Genomic DNA, 15439 nt, shown 5'->3' with positions numbered 1-15439 from the left:
AGCGGCCTTGTCCAAAAAAGCCCTGGGCACCCTGACCGAGACCATGTTCTATGTCCTCATGGCTTTTCTCAAGGAGGAGCGATGCGGCACCGAGGCTGCGGAGTTCGTAGCCTGCAAGACCAAGGGGCGGGTACGGATGGGTCCTGGGACCCTCTACACCATCCTGGGAAAGTTCGAGGAGGAGGGCTTGCTGAAGGAGGTGGCGGTGGAGGGCCGGAAGCGGACCTACCGGCTCACCGACCGGGGCCGGGCTCTCTATCAGGAGGAGGTGGCCCGGCTGCGGGCCTGCGTGGCCGACGCCGACAGCGAGGAGGTGCAGTCATGAGCAAAGACATCGTGCGCAAACCCGTCCCAGTGGATTTTCTGGACCTGGACGGGATGGAGCTTTGGCTGGAGGAAATGGCGGCCAAGGGGCTCCACTTCCAGGGTTCCGGCGTTCTCTTCGCCCACTTCCTGCCGGGAGCTCCGGCCCAGGTCCGCTGCCACGCCGAGCCCACCCCGGACAAGCGGCGGGACGTGATCCCGGGGCAGGCTGTGGACTGCGGGGATCTGGGCTGGAGCTATGCAGGAAAAATCGGCTGGCTGGCCGTCTTCCGAACCAGCGACCCCAGCGCCCCAGACTTCCATACTGACCCGGTGGCCCAGAGCTACACTCTGGAGCGGATGACCCGGACCATGACCCGCTCCACCTGGCTCCTCCTGGCTGTCATGGCATCTCTGACCGCCTTTCTCGTTTGGAGTTCTCTGGACAGCAGCTTCGGGCCGGTCCTCCGACTGGTCGGATACAGCTCCCCCTATACCGGCTTTGTCTTTCTGCTGGATTTGGTGCTCACCCTCCACATCGTGCGGGAGGTCTGGGGCCTGTGCCGCCTGCGTCGGCGGCTCCGGGCGGGCATGCCCATCAGCGGCCCGCCCGCTGGCGGCATACCGGCCTCGTCCGGCAGGGCTACACCCTCTTACTCTGTATCCTCGCCCTGGCCCAAATCGGCGGAGCCTGTGCCTACTTTTTGGGCCTGACCCACTGGAGTATGGAGTTAGCCTCCCTGGACCGCCCCGCCCCGGTGCTCTCTTTGGCGGAGCTGGAAGGCGATGGATACGCCCCGGAGCCCTTCTGGTACCCCGGCTGCGAGGGCCCCGACCGGGACAACTATGTCTCCTATGCGCAGGAAGCCCTGGCCCGCATCTTCGAGGTGGACCAGACGGGCGCCGTGGACGGGGACCGGCGCCGCCTGGATATGGAGTGGTACAGCCTGTCCCTCCCCTTCTTGGCCTCCCCCCTGCTGGACGACCTCATGGACTACCATCTCTATGACCTGGCCTACCAGCCGGATCGCTACGCGGTGGAAGAGCTGTCCGTCCCCGGCTTCGACCGGCTGGTGGTGGTGGAGGCCGTGGCGTATGACAGCCAGCAGCTCTTTGCCCAGTCAGGGCGGCGGGTGCTCTATCTGGACTACAGCGGCTCCCAAGACCTGCGGGACCACCTGGAGTCGGTGGCCGGACTGCTGGCATGGAGCTGATGTCTTCCCGAACATGTGTTTGACAACCCTGCTCCTCCATGCTACACTGTGAGAAAAGGGGGGCGTTCTGCGGTGGACCGGACCATTCTGCACTGTGATCTCAACGGCTTCTACGCCTCGGTGGAGATCCGGGAGCGCCCGGACCTGCGGGAGAAGCCCGTAGCGGTCTGCGGCGACCTGGAGAGCCGCCACGGCATCATCCTAGCCAAGAACGAGATGGCCAAGGGCTTCGGCGTCAAAACGGCGGAGACCATCTGGCAGGCCCGGCAGAAGTGCCCCGGCCTGGTCCTCCTCCCCGCCCACCACGACCAGTACCGCCTCTGGTCCAAGCGGGTCAACGCCATCTATGAGCGGTACACCGACCTGGTGGAGCCCTTCGGCATTGACGAGAGCTGGCTGGACATCACCGGCTCCATGCACCTCTTCGGCGGGGACGCCAAAGACATCGCTGACCAGATTCGGGCCGTAGTCCGGGCCGAGACCGGGCTCACCATCTCGGTGGGGGTCTCCTTCAACAAGGTCTTCGCCAAGCTGGGCAGCGATCTGAAAAAGCCCGACGCCACCACCGTCATTGCCCGCGCCGATGTTCCGGAAAAGGTCTGGCCTCTTCCGGTCACCGACCTGCTCTTTGTGGGCCGGGCCTCGGCCAAGGTCCTCCGGGACTACGGGGTCCGCACCATCGGGGACCTGGCGGTCTTCGGCCGGGAGCCCCTGGAGCGCATCCTGGGCAAGCTGGGGGGACAGCTCTACGACTACGCCGCCGGTCTGGAGCACAGCCGGGTCACCCGAGCCGGGGAGACCCCGCCCCCCAAGTCGGTGGGCAACGGCATCACCTTCCGGCGGAATCTGGTGGGCTGGGCCGACATCCGCACCGGGGTAGTCCTCCTGGCCGACAGTGTGGCCATGCGCCTGCGGAAGCACGGCATGAAGTGCGCCACCGTCCAGGTCACCATCCGGGATCCCCATTTCAAGGACATCTGCCGCCAGAAGCGGCTGGAGGCCCCCTCCTGCACCGCCCAGGACATCGGCCAGGCCGCGCTGGCACTCATTCGGGCCTCCTGGGACCCCCGCTCCCCCATCCGGGCCCTCACCATCACGGGCCAGAACCTTCTCCCCGAGGGGGAGGCCGGGGAGCAGCTTGACCTCTTCCAGGCCGGTGCAGCCCCCCGCCGGGAAAAGCGGGAAAAGCTGGAGCGAGCGGTGGACGGCATCCGAGAGAAATTTGGACGGGGGTCCATCCAGTCTGCCGCCGTAGTGGGCGAGGATATCGACCACCCCGCCGGACACGCCGGGAGCATCCCCCCCCCCGGGGGCAGCCATCGCGGAGCATAAAAGACCGCGCCCAATCCTGACTGGGTGCGGTCTTCCTATAATAAGGCCAGGCGGAGGGGGCCTTACCCCTGCCGTCGGGCGATCCGCCAGCGAACCGTGATCTGGAAGAGGCCCTCCGGGGTGAGCTCGGCCGTCACCGTATGGCCCATACGCTCCACCAGGGCCTTGACAATGGCCAGCCCAAGTCCGGTAGACTGGCCGGTGCGCATCTTGTCAGCGGTGAAGAAGCGGTCGAAGACGTGCTGGACATCCTCCTGGGCGAGCCCTGGGGCGTCATTGGCAAAGACCGAGCACACCGCCTCCCCCTCCCGGTAGAGCAGAATCGACATCCGCTCCCGTCCGTGCTCCAAGACGTTGCGGATGAGGTTGGTGAAGACCCGGAGCACTCCGGCGGGGTCCGCCGTCACCGGCGGCAGACCCTCCTGGAGCTCCACCGTCATCTCGAAGCCGGCCCCCTCGAAGTCGTTGTAGAACTCGGCTGCCAGCTCGCTGAGGACATGGTAGAGGTCCACCCGCTCCCTAGAGAGGGGGTACTCCTCCCCCTCCAGCCGGGACAGGTCGTAAAAGCTGGTGATGAGACTCTGAAGGGCCCTGGCCCGGCCCCGGACGATGTCCAGGTACTCCCGGCGCTCCTGGGGGGTGAGGTTGTCTCCCTCCAGAAGCTGGAGATAGCCCAAGATGGAGGTAAGGGGGGTCCGCAGGTCATGGGAGATGTTGGCGATCTGTTGCCGGATGGCCTTCTCCTGCCGCCGGTGGGCGGCGGCGTCGGACTCCCGTAGGGCCAGCAGGCCGTTCACCGCCGTCAGAAGCGCCTCCACCCCCCGGTGGGGGGCGGCCATGGCGACCCGGGCGGTCCGCCCCTCCCGGAGCTGTCGGGCGCACCGGCGAATATCCCGCTCCAGGGTATAGAGGCGCAGCCCCAGGGCGGCGCAGATCGCCAGGAGCAGAATCACCGCCAGGATCAGCATGGTAAGGATTCCCCCTTGTCAGCGAATTTCCCGCCGCCGGAACAGGGCCAAACCCAGGGCCGAGGCGCCGGCCACCCAGACCGCCCCCACCGTCCAGCTCTGCCCCACCTCCGCTGGCGGCATATCCATGAAATAGGGTCCGCTGAGGAGGAAGGGCCGGAGCAGGTCGCCCAGGGTATTGAGCGCTGTGCCCACCAGGCCCATTCCCTGGAAGCTCACAGCGGCCAGGGTCATCTCTCCGAAGAAAAAATAGAGGTAGTAGAGCACAGCCCCCAGTCCGGCGCTGCGGAGGGAGAAGAGCAATAGATGGGCCAGGGCCGCCGCCCCAAAATACCGGGGCAGGGCGCACAGCACAGCCTCCAGAAGCTGGATCCAGACCGCCAGAGCCAGGACGGGGTCCCCCTCCCAGGTCCCCCAGCCATCCTGAGCGGCCAGGGGCAGGGCCACCCCCAGAAAGGCCAGGGCGGTGAAGAGAAAGAGCAGAAGCCCCATCAGAAAGGCGGCAAAGAGCTTTCCCAGGTAGATGCGGCCCCGGGGCAGGCCGAAGACGATTTCATTGGTGAGCAGGCCCGTCCGAGCGGCGTCCCCTTCCGCCCAGGAGGTCAGGGGCAGGGCCGCATAGAGCCCTGCGGGAAGCAGGTTCTGAAAGGCTTCCAGAGCCTCCGCCGGGGAGCCGGTCCCGCAGAACCACCCCGCCAGGGCGGCCAGGAGCAGAAAGATCATCCACTGGGCCAGATCCAATCTCCGGCAGCGCATCCGCCAGAGCTCGGCGCTGAGATAGTTGAGCACGGCGGGACCTCCTCCCTCAGCTGATTTCCCGCCGGTGGAAGCTCCAACAGCCGATGGCTGTGGTGGCAGCGCACCAGCCCAGGCCAACCGCCCAGGACCAGCCCATCCGGGACCAGTTCCACACATCATCGATCAGACCCTCCAGAGGGGCGGTGAGCAGCAGGTCCTGGAGCACCAGCACCACCTCCCCCAGGGCGGGAACCCGGACGCTGACCAGCAGGTAGAGGAGCTGAAGGGCTTGGCCCAAAATGGCCAGGATTCCGGTCCCCACCAGAGTCGCGGCTGTGCTGCCCCGGAAGACGAAGAAGCACATGAGATAGAGGGACTGGGCCCCCAGCCACACCGGCAGGGCAGTCAGCAATCCAAAACCCACCGTCCTCCAGGCGTTGAGCATGGCCCCGTCTCCGGGGAGGAGCACCCCGCACAGCAGGCCGTACCAGAGCACGAGAACAGCACAGGCAGCCAGGGCCAGCAGGGTGCTGGCCAGGAGCTTACCGAAGTAAATCCGCAGCCGGGGCAGGCCATAGGCCACCTCGTTTTTCAGGGTGTTGTGCTTGTACTGCTCAGAGAAGACGATGTCCCCAGTGACAGCGGTGGCGTAGTACCCAAAGGGCAGCAGATAGAGGAGGACGGTCAGGCCCACCGAGGCGGTCATGTTGGTAACGTCTCCGTTCAGCGCGGCGAACAGGACCACCAGCAGGAGCTCCAGGGCTCCGGTGATGAGGAGGGCAAGCCATAAGTAGGAGCGGCGGGTCAGTTTATAGCCCTCGGCCAATAGATACTTACCCATGGCGGACACCTCCAATCAGGCCCAGGAAGTAGTCCTCCAGGTTGGCGCTCCGGTTCTCCAGACCCAGAAGGGCCACCTTCATCTCGGTGAGGACAGCGGCCACCGCCTGGGGCCGGTCCAGGAAGCCGTAGAGCCGGAGCACATTGCCGGGCAGGACCTCGTAGTCCCGGGTGTCCAGCCGCTGTTCCAGGGCCAGGGCGGCCCGGGCGGTGTCATCTACCGTAATCTGGAGGCAGGCCCGGCACTTCTCCCGGAGGGCCTGGGCGGAAATCTGCTCCAGCATGTGGCCCTTGTCCAAAAAGCCGAAGTGGGTGGCCACGTTGGAGAGCTCCGAGAGGATGTGGCTGGAGATCAGGATGGTGGTCTCCCGCTGGCGGTTTAGGTCCAGCAGCAGGTTCCGAAACTCCACAATGCCCTCCGGGTCCAGTCCGTTGATGGGTTCGTCCAGAAGGAGAAGGTCCGGGTGGTTCATCAGGGCCAGGCCCAGGCCCAGCCGCTGCTTCATGCCCAGGGAAAAGTGCTTGAACTTCTTTTTTCCCGCGCCCTGGAGTCCCACCTGCTCCAGCACCTGCCCCACACAGGCTTGGCCAGGGATGCCCCGCTGGCGGCGGTAGTACTCCAGGTTCTCAGCGGCGGTGAGGTAGGGGTAGAAGCTGGGAATCTCCACCATGGCCCCCACCCGGGCCCGGGCAGCGGATAGGCCCCTGGGTGTGGTCTCTCCGAATAGCTCGATTTCCCCGGAAGCGGGGAGGGTCTGGGCGGTGAGCATCCGAATGATGGTGGTCTTACCGGCGCCGTTCCGGCCCACCAGGCCGTAAATCTGGCCCTTCTCCAGGCAGAGGTCCACATCCTCCACCGCCGCTGCGGCGCCGTATCGTTTGGTGAGGGCGCGGGTCGCCAGGATTGGTTTCGACATATGGCATCAGCCTTTCTTTTGGAATCATGATGCCATGATAGCACGAAGGCAGCAGGATTCCTTTAAGCAAAGGTGAAGAAAGCATAAAGCCATGCCCTACTCCACGTTCATCTTGAAGCCAATGCCCCAAACGGTGCGGATGTACTCCCGGTCGGAAACCTTCCCCAGCTTGGCCCTCAGGTTGGAGATATGGACGTTGACGGTGTTGTCATCCCCCATGTATTCCCCGCCCCACACCGTTTCGTAGAGCTGCTCCCGGGTATAGACCTTTCTGGGGTGGGACATGAGCAGGGCCAGAATCTCGAACTCCCGGGCGGTGAGGGCCGCCTCCCTTCCCCCGGCGGTGACCCGGACGGCCTCCCGGTCCAGCTCCAGATCCCCACAGCGGAGGACCTGGGCCGCTCCCACCGGGGCGGAGAACTCCTTGTACCGCCGGAGCTGGGCCTCTATCCGGGCCAGAACCTCGTCGTTGTCAAAGGGCTTGGGGATAAAGTCGTCGGCCCCAATCCGGAGCACATTCACCCGATCCTCCAGCCCCGCCTTGGCCGAGAGCACCAGGATGGGCATGGTCTTCTGCTTCCGCATCCGGGCGATGAACTCTTCCCCGGTGAGGCCGGGAAGCATCAGGTCCAGGAGGACCAGGTCGTATTCGTACTGCTCGGCCCACAGCACCGCTTCGCTGCCGGAAAAGGCCGGGCGCACGTCGTAGCCCCCATCGGTGAGGATGCGGCAAAGGAGGCGGTTGATGTCCTGGTCGTCCTCCACCACCAAAATGTGACAGGTCTCCATGGCTATTGCTTCCCCTCCCGGTCCCAGCAGACCCATTTCAGCATATGGATCTCCTCCTTCTCTCTTCCCAGCCAGAGGGCCGGGGCTTTTACTTGACTCTCAGCTTCTTTGCCAGATCCCCGTCCGGGTCCACATAGGCGGTCTGATAGGTGGTGTAGACCACCATCCCCGGCCGGGCCCCGGCGGGCTTTTTCACATATTTCACCGGGGTATAGTCCACCGGCACCTTCTTCCCCTCTCTGGCCTGGGAGAACCAGGCCGCCAGCACGGCGGCCTCCTCCACGCTCTTGGCGTCGGGGGTCTCTCCCCCGGTCCACAGGATGACGTGGGAGCCGTGAATCTTCTGGGTGTGAAGCCACAGGTCCCCCTTTCCCGCCAGCCGGGTGGTGAGGAGGTCGTTCTGGGTGTTGTTCTTCCCCACCGAAATCCGCAGCCCGGCGGAGGAGCGGAACTCCATGGGCTTGGCCGCCGCCTTCATCCGCTTGGCCGCCTTGTCCCCCCGGCGGAGGTAGCCCGTCTCGGTGAGCTCCTGCCGGATTTCCAGCAGGTCACGCTCCCCCTCCGCCAGATGGACGGCCTCCAGGACGCTGTCCAGGTACTCCAGCTCCCGCCTTCCCTTCTCGATCTGCTCCCCCAGCACCACCTCCGCCGTCTTGGCCTTGTTGTACTCCTTATAGTACCGGGCGGCGTTCTGCTGGGGGGTCAATAGTGGGTCCAGGGGGATCTCCACCTCCCGGCCCTCCGGGTCGTAGTAGTCGGTCAGCCGGACGGTGCGCATCCCCTTCTCCAGGACATGGAGGCTGGAGGTCAGGATGTCCCCCAGCTCCCGCTTACGCTCCCGGTCCCGGGTGGCCTCCCGCTCCAGCTCCTGCTGGTCCACCCGCCGGGCCACCCGGTCCCGGACCCGGGTCACCGCCTTCAGGAGGCCGGCCCCCCGCTGGCCCACCTTTTCCGCTGTGGCCCGGCCGGCATAGAACACATCCAGGAGCTGAGAAAAGCTCTCACAGCGGCGCAGCTCCACCTCCGGCCCGTACTGGAGGATGGGCAGGCAGGAGAAGTCCGCTGGCTTTCCCTCCTGGAGGAGGAGGTAGGGGCCCCCCTCCCGGCCCAGGATCTCCCGGAGCCGGGAGAGCTTCCGCTCCAGGGGCTCCGTCCGGCTCTCCCCGTTGGAGCGGAAGTCCAGCTCCCGCTCCAGGAGGGGGGACAGGCCGGGCCGGGGCTCCGGCAGGCGATAGAAGAGGCCGGGCATCACGCCCCGCTGGCCGGTGGCCACATCCCCCTCCACCCGGCGGATGCAGTCCAGGATGCGCCCCTCCCCGTCCAGCAGGATGAGGTTGGCCCTGCGGCCCATGGCCTCCAGCACCAGGGTGCGCCCCACCCGATCCCCCAGCTCGTCGGTGGCCTCCAGCCGCAGGAGGATGATGCGCTCCAGCTCCGGCTGCTCCAGCCGGAGGATGCGGGCCCCGGTGAGGTGTTTGCGCAGAAGCATACAGAACATGGGGGGCTGGGCCGGGTTCTCCCGGACCTCCCGGGTCAGATGGAGCCGGGGTCCATTGGGGCTGGCCGAGAGGAGGAGGCGCACGTTCTCCCCGCCCCCCCGGACTGCCAGAAGAATCTCATCCCGGCTGGGCTGATAAATTTTGTCGATCTTTCCGCCCTCCAGGGTGGGGCGGAGCTCCTCCGCCACCGTCGTCAGACACATCGCGTCCAGTGCCATGACTCCCTCACGCTCCCATCATCAGGGTGAAGAGCTCGTTGAGCCGCTCCGTCTTCCCCTGCAAATATAAATAGCCGAAGAGGGCCTCCAGGGCGGTGGCCGTCTGGTACTCCTCCCGGCTGGCGGCTTTGGGTACGGTGTGGGGGCTGGCGTTGCGCCCCCTCCGGAAGACGTCCTGCTCCTCCTCCGTGAGGACGGGCAGGATTTTCTCCGTCAGGGCGGCCTGGGCCGGGGCCGCCACCAGCCGGACGGTGGCCCGGTGGAGCCCCCGGGAGGTAGCCTTTCCGTGGAGCACCAGCCAGGAGCGCACCATCAGCTCGTAGACACCGTCCCCCAGATGGGCCAGACCCAGATTGCTCACCCCCCGGATAGCGTCCGGGCTGGCGCTGAGATGAAAATAATCCGTCATGGTATCTTCTCCGTCAAAATAGGAATGATATGTAAGGTAGTATAACGCAAATGCCGGCAAAACACAATCACTTGTGAAAGGAGTCTTGCCCCATGCCCTATCCCTTCACCCTGCGCCCCCTGCCCTACGCCTACGACGCCCTCCGCCCGGAGATCAGCGAGCAAACCCTCCACTTCCACCACGACAAGCACCTCCAGACCTATGTGGACAACCTGAACAAGGCCCTGGCCGACTGCCCGGACTGCCAGAAAAAATCCCTGGAGGAGCTGCTGCAAAATCTGGACCGCATCCCGGAGCACAAGCGCACCGCCATCCGCAACAACGCGGGCGGCGTCTATAACCACTACCTCTACTTCGACTGTATGGGCGGCAGGAGCAGCCTCCCCGCTGGGAACCTGTCCCGGGCCGTCTGCCGGGCCTTCGGCTCACTGGAGGAGTGGCGGGTTCGGATGAAGGAGGCCGCCCTGGGCCAGTTCGGCTCAGGATACGCCTGGCTGGCAGCCGATGGGGACGGGGCCCTCTCGGTAATCAAGACCCCAAACCAGGACTGCCCCCTCAGCCAGGGGCTCTGGCCCCTGCTGTGCGTAGATGTCTGGGAGCACGCCTACTACCTGGACTACCAGAACCGCCGGGGCGACTATGTGGACGCCTGGTTCGGCCTTATCAACTGGGACTTCGTCTCCAACCGCTACGACATCCGCCGGGGCTGAGACGGGCCTCTTTTTCTAAGACAAGCGGAGGACTGGGCCCGGCAAAACGCCGGTCCCAGTCCTTTTTGCTCTACTGCTGGTCCTCCATCCGATGCCAGAGGGCAGCGAGGAGCCGCCGGCTGGGCTGAAAGAGCAGCAGCGCCATGGCGAAGTTCCCGGCACAGTGGAGGAGGTCGAAGGGAATGCCCGCCACCCAGGTAGCAGCGAACATGGCCGGGCCCCCGATGGGCAGGTAGACCAGAGCGCACAGGGCCCCGAAGGAGAGCCCGTAGCCCCCCGAAAGGATAGCCCAGCCAAGACGGGACTCCATCCGCCGGAAGAGCCAGGCCAATATTGCCAGCACCGCCCAGACGTAGCAATAGCTGATGACCCAGGTATGGACGCCCCAGACCAGCATCTCCAGCACTACAAAGCCGGCGATGATATAGGCCACCCCCCTGCCGAAGACCACAGTATAGACCATGATGAGGAGGCTCACCGGCTCAATGTTTGGAAGGGCGGCCATGGCCACCTGGAGCCCCACCAGAAGAGCCTCCAGCAGGGCGAAGAGCACCAGCCGCCGGGTGGTCAGTCTGGCCCGGCCCATCAGTAGGACATCAGGGTGAGCTCATAATGCTCCCCGTCGGCGATGGGGGTGAGGTCGGCGCTGGTGGTCACCTCTCCCCCGTCCTTGGTGATGCACCACCAGGTCCGCGCGGCGTCGGAGGCGGTCTCCCCGTCCACTGTCTTGATATAGAGTCCGTAGGGGCCTTCTTCACCCTCCACCAGGCCCTCCTCCTGATCCAGTGCCTCCCCCAGGTATCCGGCGTCCGTGTGGAGCTCCACCGTCCGGGTGGAGCCGTCCCCGTGGACAATCTCCACGGTAATGGTCTTGGCCCCCTCTACCGGCCGGGGGGCGAGGGCACGGTAGACCAGCAGCAGGCCGGCGGCCACAAGCAGCAGGGCCCCAAGGCTCAACCACATCTTTTTGTTCTTCACGGCAAATTTCTCCTTCTCTTGTCTTTCGCCCCTCAGTTTAACACAGCGCGGCCCCGGGGTCAATCATGCTGTTTTTCCTTGGGACTGCTCCCCGCTCCCTCCCTCCCGGGCGGCAGAGGCCAGCCCACGGCGTCGAAGCGGAAGAGGACATGCCGCCGTCCCTCCAGCTCCGCCGGCTCCGCCAGACAGAAGAGGTCCGGGATGGGAAAGGGCTCCCGGCAGGAAAAGGGACAGGCCAGGGCAAAGCCCTCTCCCTCCTGCCGGTACAGGGTCCGGCCCAACCGGGACGCCGCCCGCCGGAGCTCCCTGTCCCGGAAGGGCAGCGCCGCCGGGTCGGCCCAGCGCCAGCCCTCCGTCGCGGCATTCCCTGTAAAGGAAAAAGACAGCTCAGCTCTTCCGCCGCAGGGTGGCCAGGCCCCCTGCCGGCGCAGCTCGTCCAGAGAGAGGGTGCGGCGTATGACAAGTATTTTCCCTTCCGGCGCCATGGTGCCCAGCAGGGCCCGGCCCTCTGGCCCCAGGAGGTAGGCCCGGTAGAGCCCCCGCCCGTCGTCGGGGCGCTGGGCGGCCAACACCGCCCGGAGCCCCTCCTCCCGGACCGTCAGAGCTCCGCCCCCCTCCAGAGTGAACCGCCGCTCCATGCCCCCGCCCCCTTTCCTTATCTTCTATTCTATGCGTTTTGGGTGCCGGGATTCCCTCCTCTGCCACTCAGATGGAGGGGGCAAAAATGGGCGCGGAGCACAGGCGCTCCACGCCCATTCGATCTGAGCCGAGAGGCCCGGCGCTCAGCCGTTCACAAACACCTGGAGGGTGGTGGTGAGCTGGCGGCCCGGGGTGGCCAGGGTCTGGCCGTTATAGTACATTCCGGTGGAGGCGCCGCCGTCCAGGTTCACCGCGTCCTGGCAGCCGAGCTGAAGCATCAGCTCCCGCATCTGCTGGATGGATGCGGCGGAGGTCTGGACCAACAGGAGCTTGCCGTCGGCGGTAGCGCCGATGGCGGTCCGGGGGGTAACGCTCGTGGTGAACCGGGCCTCGGTGAAGCCGGGGTCCAGGTAGGTCTCGATGGCTCCGTCCTTCACCAGACGGGGGGCGCCGGAGAGAAGGCTGGTGACCCCCTCCAGAGAGAAGCCCTCCTCATCAGCCGACTGCAGATAGGGCTCCAGGACCACGGTCCGGCCCATCTCAGGGACGCTGAAATAGTGGGTGGAGGTAAAGCCGGTGCCCATCCACAGGACATAGCCGTCGGCGGGGATGGTGATGGTGTCCCCAGCCGCCACCTGCTGATAGCTGGTGGTGACGCCGTTGATGACGGTGAGCACCGCACCGGTGCAGGTCACCGGCACCGTGGTCCCCCGGGCGGGGGTGTAGATCACGGAGACATCGGCGGACTGGTTGAACACATTGAGGTTATAGCCGGACCACTCCTGGGCGGCGCCGCCGTCGGTGGTCTTCACCCGGTAGAAAACGGAGGGACGGCCGAAGTACACCTTTCCGTCGGCGGTGATACCAACGGAGGTCATGGAGCCGCTGTTGCCGTAGACAAAATTGCCGTCCACCATCACCGGACCGATGGGGTCCTGGATATCCTGGTAGGACTCGAAGAAGTTGCCGTTGATGACGGCCACCGCGCCGCCGGAGGAGGCCACAATGTCGCCAAAGGAGGCGGTGGCGTTGAGCCGCCCGCCCACAATGCCGCTGCGGACCGACACCCGGGGATCGTTGAGATTCACGGTGATGACGTTGGCGCTCACCGTTCCGGAGGGCAGGCTGTAGCTGGAGCTGGTGTGCTGGACAGGCTCGCCCTGAGGCTGGGAGGCCGCCTCCTGCTCCAGCAGCAGCGTTACGCTCTCCAGGGAGATGAGGTCGTTCTGGTCCACTGCGGCGGCGCTGACCACCACCACCTGGTTCTGGGGCTCATAGGAGACATACAGGCCCAGATTCTCAGACACAAAGCGTACCGGTACGAAGGTCCGGTCGTTCCTGGCCTCGGCGGGGACGTCCATGGTGACGGTCCGGCCGTCCACCTGGGCCTGGGCGGAGCCGGGAGTCAGCTCCACCTGGCGGCCATTGAGAGTGCAGAGCACACCGTTGGTGGCGGGGACCCAGTCCACAGTGCCGCCAAAGGCCTCCATCACCCGGCGGATGGGCAGCAGGGTATAGCCGCCTCCGTTAACCTGGACGGCGTAGGGGGTCACCTGGCTGTTGCTCTCGTCCACCTGGGTCACCTGGCTGTCAATGACGCACAGGGGGCTGCCCAGCTTCAGGGCCACCACCGAGCCGGCGGCCTGAGCCCCCACAGGCAGGACGCCCAGGACCAGTGCAAGGGCCAGCAGGAAGGGGAACAGTTTTCTTCTCATCGTCTATCTCCTTTCAAATTTGGGATAAGCCCAGTATAGAGTCTTTTTTCCGAAAAATCAATATGCAGGCAGCATCCTATGCCATTATTGTACGGAAAACATTTCAAGACAACCCTGCGCATAGCGCCGGGCCGCAGCGCCCATGCTAAACGGGAAAAGGAGGCGGATTTCAGATGAAGGGGATCAAGATGGGCCGCAGGGCCCTGGTGCGGTGCGGGAGCTATCTGGCGGCGGCCTTTCTCGTTTTGGCGGGTCTGGCCTTCCAGGGCCACCGGGAGGCGGCTGTCTACCGGCAGTACCTCTCTCTGAGCCGGCTCCACGCCTTCGCTGAGCTCTCTGCCAACCTCAGCCAGCTGGACGCCGACCTCCAGAAGGGGGTCTATGCCAGTTCCCCCGCCATGCTCAGCGCTCTCTGCACCCAGATCTTCGGCCGGGCCATTTCGGCCCAGATGGCCCTGGGAGAACTGCCCTACGCCAATATGGAGCTGGAGCAGACCGCCGCCTTCCTGGCCAAGACCGGGGACTACGCTGCGGCCCTGGCCCGATCCGCCGTGGCGGAGGGTGGGTGCACCCAGGAGCAGCGGGAGACCCTTCGGGCCCTCTCCCAGGCCGCCTCTGCCCTCTCCGGGGAGGTGGCGGCGCTCCAGGCTCAGCTCCTGGACGGCGAGGCCGCATTGGAGGATGTGGAAACGGTCCAAACCCGGATGTCCGCCCAGGAGGGCCGGGAGCAGGAGGTGGCCGGGACGGTCTATCAGGCGGTGGAGGAGGATTTTCCCGAAATGCCCACCCTCATCTATGACGGACCCTTCTCCGACCACATCACGGGCCGGTCCCCCCGGATGCTGGAGGGGCTCCCGGAGGTCACCCAGGAGGAGGCCCAGGCGGCGGCCGCCGCCTTCCTGGACCTGCGGCCGGAGATCTTCACCCTGATCTCTGCCGGCGAGGGGAAGGTTCCCGCCTACAGCTTCTCCGCCGCCGTGGACGGCGGAGAGCTCTATGTGGAGGTCACCCGGCAGGGAGGGCTGGTGCTGGAGGTCCTCCACGCCCGGACCGCCGGGACCCCTTCCCTCACCCGGGAGGAGGCCGTCGCGCTGGCCGGGGCCTTTCTGGAACGACAAGGATATCCCAATATGGTAGAGAGCTATGACATGGAGCGCGGGGGCGTGCTCACCGTCAACTTTGCCGCCCGGCAGGACCAGGTCCTCTGCTACCCCGACCTGGTGAAGGTCTCCATCGCCCTGGACACGGGGAAGGTGGTGGGCTTTGAGGCCGCGGGCTACCTGATGAACCACACGGAGCGGGATCTCCCCTCCCCTGCCGTCCCCGCCGGGACGGCCCAGACTGGACTGGCCGAGGGGCTCACCGTCCTCTCCCAGCGGCTGGCCCTGATCCCCACCAGCGGTGAAAATGAGGTCCTCTGCCACGAGTTTCAGTGCCAGGACGCCGACGGACGGCACGTCCTGCTCTATGTCAACGCCATGACCGGACAGGAGGAGCGCATCCTGATTCTGCTGGAGGATGAGAACGGCACCCTGGTGATCTGAAGACCGGGAAGGCCCGGAGTACGCATGAGAAAAATGCACAAAAAATCACCGGTATATTCAGAAACTCCCCCCGCCTTTGGGCGGCGGGGCGTTTCCTTTTCCCGCTATTTCCCGGATATCAGGGAAATTTCTCTTACTTTTTTGCGTTATACCGTTTATGTAAAATTATTTCTAAACAAAGTTTTTATATAAAAATATTTGTTGACAAAGATATTTTGCGATGATATACTTTCCCCGCAAAGAAGCGGACGGGCCATCGTTCCCCAGCTTCAAAATACTTATAACTTTGGAAAGGAAGACATCGCTATGATCGACTTCGCCCTTGACTCTGAGCACCAGGAACTCCAGGAAATGTACCGCAAGTTTGCAGAGGAGCGCGTGAAGCCTCTGGCCCACGAGATGGACGAGGCGGAAAAGTATGACATGGGCCTGCTCAAGGAGATGCAGGAGTGCGGCTTCTTCGGCATCCCCTTCTCTGAGGCCTACGGCGGCGCCGGCGGCGATGTCCTCTCCTATGTGCTCTGCATGGAGGAGATGTCCAAGGTGGATGCCAGCACCGGCATCACCCTCTCCGTCCACACCTCCCTGTGCGCCTCCACCATCGAGGAGTTCGGCACCGAGGAGCA

The 15439-nt window shown here is 65.1% G+C and carries 18 protein-coding genes; 7 read left to right on the top strand and 11 right to left on the bottom strand.

Features of this window, described 5'->3' with window-relative positions; translation table 11 throughout:
* Window positions 1-7: 7 nt before the first annotated feature.
* The 4 genes from Q0K09_RS00435 (at window position 8) to dinB (ending at window position 2849) form a co-directional block, all read left to right on the top strand.
* Window positions 8-325 (top strand): helix-turn-helix transcriptional regulator, encoded by a 318-nt coding sequence (locus Q0K09_RS00435; RefSeq protein WP_294471465.1) that lies wholly within the window; start codon window positions 8-10, stop codon window positions 323-325.
* Complete coding sequence (locus Q0K09_RS00430) at window positions 322-1017, top strand: DUF2812 domain-containing protein (protein WP_294471463.1); 696 nt, start codon at window positions 322-324, stop codon at window positions 1015-1017. Before Q0K09_RS00435 ends, Q0K09_RS00430 begins: the two co-directional genes overlap by 4 nt.
* Before the next feature lie 11 nt (window positions 1018-1028).
* Window positions 1029-1517: a hypothetical protein gene (locus Q0K09_RS00425; protein ID WP_294471460.1), complete on the top strand. Its 489-nt coding sequence runs from the start codon at window positions 1029-1031 to the stop codon at window positions 1515-1517.
* Window positions 1518-1589: 72 nt separating this feature from the next.
* Window positions 1590-2849 (top strand): DNA polymerase IV, encoded by a 1260-nt coding sequence (gene dinB / locus Q0K09_RS00420; protein WP_294471457.1) that lies wholly within the window; start codon window positions 1590-1592, stop codon window positions 2847-2849.
* 62 nt (window positions 2850-2911) lie between these two features.
* Here dinB and Q0K09_RS00415 read toward each other — a convergent pair whose 3' ends face one another.
* The 7 genes from Q0K09_RS00415 to Q0K09_RS00385 form a co-directional block, all read right to left on the bottom strand.
* Entirely contained in the window at window positions 2912-3817 is a 906-nt protein-coding gene (locus Q0K09_RS00415; protein ID WP_294471454.1) for a HAMP domain-containing sensor histidine kinase, read from the bottom strand.
* 18 nt (window positions 3818-3835) lie between these two features.
* Window positions 3836-4606, bottom strand: coding sequence for a hypothetical protein (locus tag Q0K09_RS00410; protein WP_294471451.1), 771 nt, complete (start codon window positions 4604-4606; stop codon window positions 3836-3838).
* Between the two features lie 16 nt (window positions 4607-4622).
* A complete protein-coding gene (locus tag Q0K09_RS00405) occupies window positions 4623-5396 on the bottom strand; it encodes an ABC transporter permease (protein WP_294471447.1) in 774 nt (257 codons plus the stop codon).
* On the bottom strand, window positions 5389-6312 hold the full coding sequence (locus Q0K09_RS00400) for an ABC transporter ATP-binding protein (protein ID WP_294471444.1): 924 nt from the start codon (window positions 6310-6312) through the stop codon (window positions 5389-5391). The genes Q0K09_RS00405 and Q0K09_RS00400 overlap by 8 nt, the downstream gene beginning before the upstream one ends.
* A 96-nt stretch (window positions 6313-6408) precedes the next feature.
* Window positions 6409-7101 carry a response regulator transcription factor gene (locus Q0K09_RS00395; RefSeq protein WP_294471441.1) on the bottom strand — a complete coding sequence of 231 codons (693 nt, stop codon included), beginning with the start codon at window positions 7099-7101 and terminating at the stop codon, window positions 6409-6411.
* Window positions 7102-7189: 88 nt separating this feature from the next.
* Window positions 7190-8818, bottom strand: a complete 1629-nt coding sequence (locus Q0K09_RS00390; RefSeq protein WP_294471439.1) for an NFACT family protein — start codon at window positions 8816-8818, stop codon at window positions 7190-7192.
* 7 nt (window positions 8819-8825) lie between these two features.
* Complete coding sequence (locus tag Q0K09_RS00385; RefSeq protein WP_294471436.1) at window positions 8826-9227, bottom strand: ribonuclease III domain-containing protein; 402 nt, start codon at window positions 9225-9227, stop codon at window positions 8826-8828.
* Window positions 9228-9319: 92 nt separating this feature from the next.
* Here Q0K09_RS00385 and Q0K09_RS00380 point away from each other — a divergent pair, with 92 nt between their 5' ends.
* Window positions 9320-9937, top strand: a complete 618-nt coding sequence (locus Q0K09_RS00380) for a superoxide dismutase (RefSeq protein WP_294471434.1) — start codon at window positions 9320-9322, stop codon at window positions 9935-9937.
* Window positions 9938-10007: 70 nt separating this feature from the next.
* Here the strand turns inward: Q0K09_RS00380 and Q0K09_RS00375 are convergent, their stop codons facing one another.
* The 4 genes from Q0K09_RS00375 to Q0K09_RS00360 form a co-directional block, all read right to left on the bottom strand.
* A complete protein-coding gene (locus Q0K09_RS00375; RefSeq protein ID WP_294471431.1) occupies window positions 10008-10523 on the bottom strand; it encodes a hypothetical protein in 516 nt (171 codons plus the stop codon).
* A complete protein-coding gene (locus Q0K09_RS00370; protein WP_294471428.1) occupies window positions 10523-10915 on the bottom strand; it encodes a hypothetical protein in 393 nt (130 codons plus the stop codon). Before Q0K09_RS00370 ends, Q0K09_RS00375 begins: the two co-directional genes overlap by 1 nt.
* A 59-nt stretch (window positions 10916-10974) precedes the next feature.
* Entirely contained in the window at window positions 10975-11553 is a 579-nt protein-coding gene (locus Q0K09_RS00365) for a hypothetical protein (protein WP_294471426.1), read from the bottom strand.
* Between the two features lie 144 nt (window positions 11554-11697).
* Window positions 11698-13269, bottom strand: a complete 1572-nt coding sequence (locus Q0K09_RS00360; protein ID WP_294471423.1) for a phosphodiester glycosidase family protein — start codon at window positions 13267-13269, stop codon at window positions 11698-11700.
* Between the two features lie 173 nt (window positions 13270-13442).
* On the opposite strand from Q0K09_RS00360, the gene Q0K09_RS00355 reads away from it, so the two are divergent.
* Together Q0K09_RS00355 and Q0K09_RS00350 are read left to right on the top strand one after the other, a co-directional pair.
* On the top strand, window positions 13443-14813 hold the full coding sequence (locus tag Q0K09_RS00355) for a PepSY1/2 domain-containing protein (RefSeq protein WP_294471418.1): 1371 nt from the start codon (window positions 13443-13445) through the stop codon (window positions 14811-14813).
* 306 nt (window positions 14814-15119) lie between these two features.
* Window positions 15120-15439, top strand: a 320-nt coding sequence (locus Q0K09_RS00350) for an acyl-CoA dehydrogenase family protein (protein ID WP_294471414.1), incomplete at its 3' end; no start/stop codon positions are given.

This window comes from uncultured Intestinimonas sp., from assembly GCF_944387725.1.
GTDB lineage: Bacteria > Bacillota > Clostridia > Oscillospirales > Oscillospiraceae > Intestinimonas.
The sequence above is the reverse complement of the archived record's forward strand: the minus strand, read 5'-3'. Positions and strand labels throughout refer to the sequence as shown.

Excerpts from the sequence above, each read along its gene's own strand:
- Q0K09_RS00405 (WP_294471447.1), bottom strand. The coding sequence starts at position 5,396 with ATGGGTAAGTATCTATTGGCCGAGGGCTATAAACTGACCCGCCGCTCC.
- Q0K09_RS00385 (WP_294471436.1), bottom strand. The coding sequence starts at position 9,227 with ATGACGGATTATTTTCATCTCAGCGCCAGCCCGGACGCTATCCGGGGG.
- Q0K09_RS00380 (WP_294471434.1), top strand. The coding sequence starts at position 9,320 with ATGCCCTATCCCTTCACCCTGCGCCCCCTGCCCTACGCCTACGACGCC.
- Q0K09_RS00390 (WP_294471439.1), bottom strand. The coding sequence starts at position 8,818 with ATGGCACTGGACGCGATGTGTCTGACGACGGTGGCGGAGGAGCTCCGC.
- Q0K09_RS00360 (WP_294471423.1), bottom strand. The coding sequence starts at position 13,269 with ATGAGAAGAAAACTGTTCCCCTTCCTGCTGGCCCTTGCACTGGTCCTG.
- Q0K09_RS00355 (WP_294471418.1), top strand. The coding sequence starts at position 13,443 with ATGAAGGGGATCAAGATGGGCCGCAGGGCCCTGGTGCGGTGCGGGAGC.
- Q0K09_RS00375 (WP_294471431.1), bottom strand. The coding sequence starts at position 10,523 with ATGGGCCGGGCCAGACTGACCACCCGGCGGCTGGTGCTCTTCGCCCTG.
- Q0K09_RS00415 (WP_294471454.1), bottom strand. The coding sequence starts at position 3,817 with ATGCTGATCCTGGCGGTGATTCTGCTCCTGGCGATCTGCGCCGCCCTG.
- Q0K09_RS00395 (WP_294471441.1), bottom strand. The coding sequence starts at position 7,101 with ATGGAGACCTGTCACATTTTGGTGGTGGAGGACGACCAGGACATCAAC.
- Q0K09_RS00400 (WP_294471444.1), bottom strand. The coding sequence starts at position 6,312 with ATGTCGAAACCAATCCTGGCGACCCGCGCCCTCACCAAACGATACGGC.
- Q0K09_RS00425 (WP_294471460.1), top strand. The coding sequence starts at position 1,029 with ATGGAGTTAGCCTCCCTGGACCGCCCCGCCCCGGTGCTCTCTTTGGCG.
- Q0K09_RS00365 (WP_294471426.1), bottom strand. The coding sequence starts at position 11,553 with ATGGAGCGGCGGTTCACTCTGGAGGGGGGCGGAGCTCTGACGGTCCGG.
- Q0K09_RS00430 (WP_294471463.1), top strand. The coding sequence starts at position 322 with ATGAGCAAAGACATCGTGCGCAAACCCGTCCCAGTGGATTTTCTGGAC.